The sequence below is a fragment of the Zhongshania sp. genome (assembly GCF_041623545.1).
GTDB lineage: Bacteria > Pseudomonadota > Gammaproteobacteria > Pseudomonadales > Spongiibacteraceae > Spongiibacter.
The window spans coordinates 1-7543 of the sequence record NZ_JBFJWS010000153.1; the positions used below are offsets into that span (position 1 = coordinate 1).

General features: G+C 50.9%; 9 protein-coding genes and 1 pseudogene. 9 read left to right on the plus strand and 1 reads right to left on the minus strand.

The genetic code is table 11. The features are described 5' to 3' along the window. The first annotated feature begins 285 nt into the window (after positions 1-285). Positions 286-672, plus strand: coding sequence for a hypothetical protein (locus ABYT30_RS12845; protein WP_373096823.1), 387 nt, complete (start codon positions 286-288; stop codon positions 670-672). 63 nt (positions 673-735) lie between these two features. Here the strand turns inward: ABYT30_RS12845 and ABYT30_RS12850 are convergent, their stop codons facing one another. Next, a complete protein-coding gene (locus ABYT30_RS12850; protein ID WP_373096824.1) occupies positions 736-2562 on the minus strand; it encodes an amidase in 1827 nt (608 codons plus the stop codon). Positions 2563-2741: 179 nt separating this feature from the next. On the opposite strand from ABYT30_RS12850, the gene ABYT30_RS12855 reads away from it, so the two are divergent. The 8 genes and pseudogenes from ABYT30_RS12855 to ABYT30_RS12890 all read left to right on the plus strand — a co-directional run. After that, positions 2742-3392 (plus strand): MBL fold metallo-hydrolase, encoded by a 651-nt coding sequence (locus tag ABYT30_RS12855; protein WP_373096826.1) that lies wholly within the window; start codon positions 2742-2744, stop codon positions 3390-3392. A 38-nt stretch (positions 3393-3430) separates the two neighbouring features. Further along, on the plus strand, positions 3431-3925 hold the full coding sequence (gene moaC, locus ABYT30_RS12860; RefSeq protein WP_373096828.1) for a cyclic pyranopterin monophosphate synthase MoaC: 495 nt from the start codon (positions 3431-3433) through the stop codon (positions 3923-3925). Further along, complete coding sequence (locus ABYT30_RS12865; RefSeq protein WP_373096830.1) at positions 3922-4182, plus strand: MoaD/ThiS family protein; 261 nt, start codon at positions 3922-3924, stop codon at positions 4180-4182. Before moaC ends, ABYT30_RS12865 begins: the two co-directional genes overlap by 4 nt. A gap of 1 nt (position 4183) precedes the next feature. Beyond that, positions 4184-4645: a molybdopterin synthase catalytic subunit MoaE gene (moaE, locus tag ABYT30_RS12870; RefSeq protein ID WP_373096832.1), complete on the plus strand. Its 462-nt coding sequence runs from the start codon at positions 4184-4186 to the stop codon at positions 4643-4645. A 121-nt stretch (positions 4646-4766) separates the two neighbouring features. Next, positions 4767-5243, plus strand: coding sequence for a flavin reductase family protein (locus ABYT30_RS12875; RefSeq protein WP_373096834.1), 477 nt, complete (start codon positions 4767-4769; stop codon positions 5241-5243). Positions 5244-5265: 22 nt separating this feature from the next. Further along, positions 5266-5847: an NUDIX hydrolase gene (locus ABYT30_RS12880; protein ID WP_373096836.1), complete on the plus strand. Its 582-nt coding sequence runs from the start codon at positions 5266-5268 to the stop codon at positions 5845-5847. 158 nt (positions 5848-6005) lie between these two features. Next, entirely contained in the window at positions 6006-6923 is a 918-nt protein-coding gene (locus ABYT30_RS12885) for a PhzF family phenazine biosynthesis protein (RefSeq protein ID WP_373080182.1), read from the plus strand. A gap of 68 nt (positions 6924-6991) precedes the next feature. Continuing rightward, positions 6992-7543: pseudogene (locus tag ABYT30_RS12890) on the plus strand (DNA recombination protein RmuC); the annotation flags it as partial.

Below are 7543 nucleotides of genomic sequence, written 5' to 3' on the forward strand. Positions count from 1 at the left end.
CACCAAAATCTTCACTTAAAACCCTGATATTGCCGGTTTTAAGGGCGGCTACTCTAACGAAGTTTCATGGTAATGGCAATTGCCAATTTATTTTCATTTTCGGCGGCGCTACTTGGTGGTGCGTGTTATTAATGTTGCGTCATATAGGTGCGAGTGACTTTAGGTTTTTGGTATAACTCTTTGAGTTTTAGCGGGATTCTATTGTGGAACAGTTATTGCTGAAGGAAAACTAAGTAGTTTGCCCGCTGTATTGCGGGATGGCATTTTAACGTTCTAAGGGATCCTATGGTGTATTCTCCGGAAATGGTGGCGCTCTTACAGCAGTTGCGTTCTCGAATTTTCGCCGAGTTTGGGACACGAATACGGTTAGCGGATCCTGAGTTGCTGACGGCGGTGGGGGAGTTTGGTCGAAAGAGCCGAGACCCATTTACGCGGAAAACGGTTATAGAAATTATGAAGCTGGGCGGCCTGCCATTTGATATAGCCTATTCGACAAAGCCTTCTTTTTCAGGGTCTGAAAAAGACCCTGGCCAAGTCGAAATTATGTATCGGGGAACGAAAGTGTTTCGGGATAAAGGGCGAGGTGTAGCGGCCGAGGACGTTCACACTGGTGCTCCTTCTGAACAACGACAGTCGCGGCAAATGTATCGTGGACAGGTTGTCTACAAATAAAGTGAAGAGCTCGCCAAGTTTTATATTGGAAAATGGCCGCGACATTGTCGCGGCCGTTTTCGTTTAGCCGCCGCTAATGTCTTGCAACACTTTTTGGTAGGTTTCCAAGGGTAATGTTTCTGGTGCAGCGGAAGTCGCGTTCATTAAGGCTTGCTGCATTCTTGCATTAAACTCTGCCGTGCTTTGATTGCTGCTTAGCGGGTTGGGGGCAATACTAGGTGGCTTGCGATGCTGGGTTGCCTGTTCGTAGTCATAGGCAATGCCGAGACCGTTACCCTCGTCAAACTGCCGGACAAAGATCTCCATGCCCCGTGGCACGCCGACGCTGTCGTCAAAGCCTACTGGTACAACGATTGAGCCCATTTGGGTTGTCGAGCCGAAGTCACAGGTTCGCCCGCCGCTTGGTCCGGGGCTGAGTATCAATGCATCTAAGCGTACCTGTTGACCGTTACTGTCTAATATAGGATTTCCGTCAATATCGACTAGTGCGTCCATTACTTGGGTGGTGTAGGCGCGCATCGCGACAATTGCCTGTAATTCCTCTTCTGATGCGGCCAGGTTTGGATTGTCAGCGGCGACTAGTGCGAATAGCGCGGCGGTGCGAGGGCCAACGCGGCCTGTTTCTAAGATGCCATTTACACCGCCGCATTCGCTCCGCTCATGGGCGGTGTCGGCATCTACGGCAAGGCTACTGACGCAGCGCCTTTCGCTATTTCCACCCTCGGCCTCAAATGCTTCAAAGTATTGGTTCATATCGTAATGACGCGAGCCGGCGCCCTTGCTTTCAAAGTCAGGGAGGTAGACCTCATAGATATTGGCGCCCATTTCGCGCATTTTGTCTGCGGCGGCTGCAATGAGTTCACCCTGGGTCCCGGTACCTGCAGCGTCAACAGAGGTGCCGAGCTGTTTGATGACGCCGATATTACGGTCTTTAACACCAAAGCGATTGCGATCGAGATATTCAATGTAGCTGCTTGGGCGCAATTCTTGGGGGAATGCCAGTGTTTTCGGGTCGCGGGGGTCAACGCTGGCCATGGCGCTAAGCATTAAGGCCGCATCTTTAACAGTGCGGGTCATTGGTCCGCCGGTATCGCGTTGATGCGACAGCGGGAAAATACCGTGTTGGGATATGACGCCGAGGCTGGGTCGAATACCGACTAAGCCGTTAACAGAGGAGGGGTGGCGTATCGATTGGCAGGTGTCGCTGCCGGTTCCGCCTAAGGCGAAATTTGCCGCTAGGGACGCGCCGGTTCCCGATGACGATCCAGCGGGGCTTTCGCTGGTGTTATAGGGGTTGCTTACCTGAATGGCGCGATTGGAAAAGCCCGTTGTAAAGAAGGCAAATTCGTCTTGGTTTGCTTTGCCCAATATCAGTGCGCCGGCAGCGCGAAGCCCAGCGACGGAGTGCGCGTCTACCCCAGCTTGGTGGCCAAGCATGCTGTATGAGCCCTGGGTACTGGGGTAGTCAAAGGTGTCGTAATTGTCTTTGAGCAAAACGGGCATGCAGTGTAAATAGCGATCGCCGATGCCACGGTCCCGAGCATAGAGGGCGTCGAGGTCTTTAGCGATATTGATCGCCTGCGGGTTGATTGCCAAGACCCCGCGTATTGGCAGGCCACCATTGGGTTGCGGATTGTCGTTATAGGCATAGATGCGCTGGATATACATTTCGGTGAGTTTTTCACACGTCAAGGGGCTGCCATCATCGAGAATACGTTCGCCGCGGAACCCCGCGTGAATTTCGTCGACGGTAGTTTCTTCAAGGGTAAAGGGCAGTGCCTCCTGGCTTGCTCCGGCGGTGCCTTTGGGATTTTGGGATGAACTACTTGAGCCACCACAAGCGGTGAATAAGAGTGAAAAACCTAAGATATACGCGGATTTGGCTCGCATAACAGCTACCTCGTTACTTCATGAATGTAAACGTGCAATGTATCTGTACTAGCCATAAGCAGTTACCGTGCCACGCATTGTGTGGGAGATGACCGGTGAACTGATTTCATGGTCAAGCCTGTTATCTTTTGGGTTTACTCCTTATCATTGGGCTTTTAGTAACTGAAATTTGAAGACTTATGACGATTAAGTGCACGATTGTGCCGGTAACGGCATATCAGCAGAACTGCTCGGTTATGGTGTGTGAGGAAACCGGTAAGGCGGCGGTATTTGATCCCGGTGGTGACATTGACAAGATCGAGGCGGCGATTGCCTCTCTGGGTGGCACGCTAGAGGTTATTTATTTGACCCACGGCCATATGGATCACTGCGCAGCGGCAGATATTCTGCGGGAAAAATACGGCGTCCAGATTATCGGGCCCCAGAAAGAGGATGCCTTTTGGATCGATAAGCTACCTGAGTATTGCAAGATGACCGGCTTCCCCCATGCCGATGCCTTTGTGCCTGATCGCTGGTTAAATGACGAAGACAGCGTCCGCTTTGGTAATCAGCAATTGCAGGTCAAGTTTTGTCCTGGACACACTCCGGGCCACGTTGTTTTTTTCCATGAACAAGCGCGGCTAGCGATTGTCGGCGACGTGCTTTTTCAAGGGTCGATTGGCCGTACAGACTTCCCCCGCGGTGATTACGATACCTTAATTGCGTCGATTCAAACCAAGTTGTGGCCGTTGGGTGATGACGTCACTTTTATTCCTGGCCACGGACCAACCTCGACGTTTGGGCAAGAGCGTGCGACCAACCCTTTTGTTGCTGATGAGCGTTTTGCCTGAGCTCAAATCAAAGCTGACTAGCGGATTAACGGTGATATATGAGTAATGGTTTAACCCATTTTGACCCCCAGGGTAATGCACAGATGGTCGATGTGACCGATAAGGCGGTTACCCAGCGCGAAGCCCGTGCGGCGGGGTCGGTGATCATGGCGCCAGAAACATTAGCGCTAATCGCCAGCGGTGGACACAAAAAAGGCGACGTTTTAGCGGTAGCGAGAATTGCAGGAATTCAGGGTGCCAAGCGCTGCGCGGATCTTATTCCCTTGTGTCATCCGCTTATGTTGTCATCTGTCAAAGTAGAATTCACGCTCGATCATAAGCGCAACGCAGTCGATATTATGGCGATATGCAAACTCGCCGGGCAGACTGGGGTAGAGATGGAAGCCTTGACGGCGGTTTCGGTGGCAGCGCTGACGATTTACGATATGTGCAAAGCCGTCGATAAGGCGATGATAGTTACAGATGTGCGTTTGCTCGCAAAGTCCGGCGGTCGTTCAGGGGAGTGGGTATTCGACGGCGCGGTGAAGTCATGATTACGGTTTTGTTTTTTGCAAAGTATCGCGAACTGTTAGGAACGGCAAAAATGAGTGTTGCCGCAGCAGAGGTCAATAAAACCGGATGCACAGTTGCAATTCTGAAGGAGTTCTTGGCTGAGCGTGGCGAGGTGTGGCGCGAGGTAGTTAATGCTGAAAACACTTTGTGCGCGGTGAATCAGGATATCGCTACCGATGATGATCGTATTGTCGATGGTGACGAAGTCGCTTTTTATCCGCCGGTCACCGGGGGCTGAGATGAATATCGTTGTTCGGGTTGGCAAAGCAGATTTTGACGTGGGCGCGGAGTGCCGAGCCTTGGCCTCACATTCCCCGCAAAGCGGTGCTGTTGTGCAGTTTGTCGGCCTGATGCGCGACAGTAATCAAGGCGATGACGTGCTAACGATGGAGTTAGAACATTATCCTGGTATGACCGAGCGGCGCATCACTGAAATTGTTGAGCTTGCTCAGCAGCGCTGGCCGCTGTTCGCCACTACCGTCATTCATCGGGTTGGCGTGCTTTACCCTCAGGACCAAATTGTTTTTGTCGGGGTGAGTGCAGCACATCGACACGACGCATTTCAAGCCTGTGAATTTATTATGGACTACTTAAAAACTGAAGCGCCATTTTGGAAAAAAGAGCGTACTCTCACTGGTGAGCAACGGTGGGTAGACGCCCGTCAGACGGATCAGCAGGCACTTAAGCGCTGGCAGGTTTAAGCGCGTATCCGAGGCTTTGTAGTCCGCTTGGCGTAGCGGCGGCGATATTAGCACTGTGTATAATGCAGCGCACATATAAAATGGCGAAAAGCCATCACAATGAATATTGACAGGAAATCCTATGAGTCTTGATCCTCGCGAATTTAGAAATGCCCTTGGCCAATATCCCACTGGGGTCTGTGTCATAACCGCTAACCCCGAAGGCTATAAGCCTTTTGGTATGACAGTTAACTCCTTTGCCTCGGTATCGCTGGACCCTGCGCTGGTGTTGTGGAGCCTGCGGAATGACTCTGAGTGCTTGGATGCATTTAATAAAGCCAAGACATTTACGGTAAATTTCTTGGCAAGTGATCAATTAGAGCTTTCTAACGCGTATTCGAAGAAAAATGACCATGACTTAGCTGCTGACCAGTTCAGAATTGGTAAGAGTGGCGCCCCGGTATTACGCGGTAGCTTAAGCAGTTTCGAATGTGAGATGTGGGCGCGTTATGACGGTGGTGATCATATTATTATCGTGGGTAAGGTTATCGAAATGGATACTAAGCCGGGTGCTAAACCCTTAGTATTCCACGCTGGAAAATATAGAGAACTGCGTTAAAAAATAGGGGGAAAGGCGGTTGATGAACTACTGCAGTAATTGCGGGGCAAAGCTGGTGCAGCAAATCCCCGCAGACGATGATCGCCTCCGCCACGTTTGCCTCGAGTGTGAGGTAATACACTACCTCAACCCAAAGGTTGTTGTTGGATGTCTGCCTATCGCCGGCGATAAAGTGCTCCTGTGTCGACGGGCTATCGCACCGAGAATTGGTTCGTGGACTATTCCTGCGGGTTTTATGGAAAATGGCGAAACGATGTTGGCCGGTGCACTGCGCGAAACTCGAGAAGAGGCTGATGCCAAGGTAAAAGATGAAACCTTGTACCGGCTATTTGATATCCCGCATATTAATCAGGTCTATGTTTTTTATCGCGGTAATCTAGACGGTGGTTTTGGTATTGGACCAGAGAGCCTCGAGTCGAAGTTATTTAGCGAAGCCGAAATTCCATGGTCAGAGCTTGCGTTTCCTATTGTTACCGACGTGTTAACGGAATATTTTCAAGATCGCAAAACCGGGGAGTATCCAATTAGAGTCAGCACGCCAAGTCCTCTGTGGGCAGAGCATGTCGGCTGGAAGCCAAATGCAAAGAGGACGGTAGAAGAATAAAAAAGCATTGTCAGTTTCGGCGGCTAGGCATAAGGCTAGAAGCCAGCTATGGTAGTAATGAAGCCGTTGATAGGCTTAAGTTAAAGGTGTTTAGTGCCGTCGCTCGGCGTAAACGCACCAATACAGAACATTTATCTTGCCATGTAAGGGACTGCAATATGGAATATGCATTTCACACTGTTGATGTGTTCACCTCTGCGCCGTTTAACGGTGCCCAAATTACCGTTTTCCCAGAAGCTGACGGCTTAACTACGCAGCAAATGCAAATTATAGCCAGAGAAATAAATCATCCGGAAACGGTGTTTATTTTGCCGGGAAAGAGCACGGTGAGTGCTGAACTAAAGGTGTTCTCACCCCAGTGTGAGCGCGCCGTTGGCAGCCACAGTGTTGTTGCCGCGGCCCGCGCCTTAGTGCATAGCAAGGCCTTGGTGATAAGGGAGGACAACGCCACTATTCAATTCTCCCAAGACAGCAAAATTTTTAATGTGACCTTATCGCAAGTAGAGGGGCGGCTATTAACACAACTGTCGATGTCGGTTAACGCCCAAATTGATCGCTATGTTCCTGATAGTAATGAATTGCAAGCGGCGCTAGGCTTGGGGCCTAACGATATTGAAACCTTAAAAGCGAAATCTCTTTTTGTGAGTTGTGACTCTTCTTATTTAATTGTTCCACTGCGCTCACTTGATGCCGTTTACCGAGCGCGATTTAATTTAGAAGCGTGGTCGCGAAGCAGTGCGGGCTCGGCACCAGTTAATGAGGTGTTGGTGTACTGCCGAGAAACAGAATCACTGCAGACCGACTTTCATCTGCGTATACTAGGCGCCCATATCGCTCAGGATGAAAGTCCACCGGTGGGCGCGGCTATTCCAGCGTTTGTTGCGAGTTTATGCGAGACGCGTGGCTTGGCGGATGGCACCCACGCGCTGTGGCTAGAGCGCGGTCACAAGGCCGAGCGGCAAAGCGTATTAAAAGTGGAGTTTGTGAAAAAAGCGACAGCGGCGATGGTCGTTAGAGTCGGTGGCGATGCGGTACTGGTCGCTAGTGGCACGATGCGCGCCCCTGAACATGAATAATAAACCACGTTTGCCGGGTTCATAGCTTTGCGATGTGGTTTAGTCGATTAGCTCGGGACCACGTTTACATGGATCAACAATTAATCCTTATTTTTGCCGGAAGCACGGCACTTGCGCTTTTAATTGGCCTTGGTGTTGGCCTGTTTATTCAGCGTCGTATTGCTGCTGTGCAACTTGACGCCGTGCAGAGCCAAATAGCGGCCTTGCAGCTGAGCCTTGAACAGCAAGCGACTCAATTGGCCGAGGGCCAGGCAAGCCTGCAGGCTTGCCAGGATCAATTACATGCCAGCCAGCGTGATCTTGCTGTAAACGCGGATCGCGTTGCACAGCAGGCTGAGGCATTAGCCCAGAGCAGGGCAAGTCTTAGCCAGCACGAGCAATTGAATAGTGAACTAAAAACTGAGCTTGCCCGCCAGCAGAGCGCCTACCAGCACTTGCAGACCGCGACTGCCGAACAAATTGCCTTGCTTAGCGACGCTAAAAAGCAACTCACCGATCAGTTTGAGCAGTTGGCAAATCGTATTTTCGATGAGAAAAGCCAGCGTTTTCAAAGCCACAGCCGTGAAGCCTTAGAACTACAATTAAAGCCTTTTCGCGATCAGCTTAGTGAGTTCCGCGGC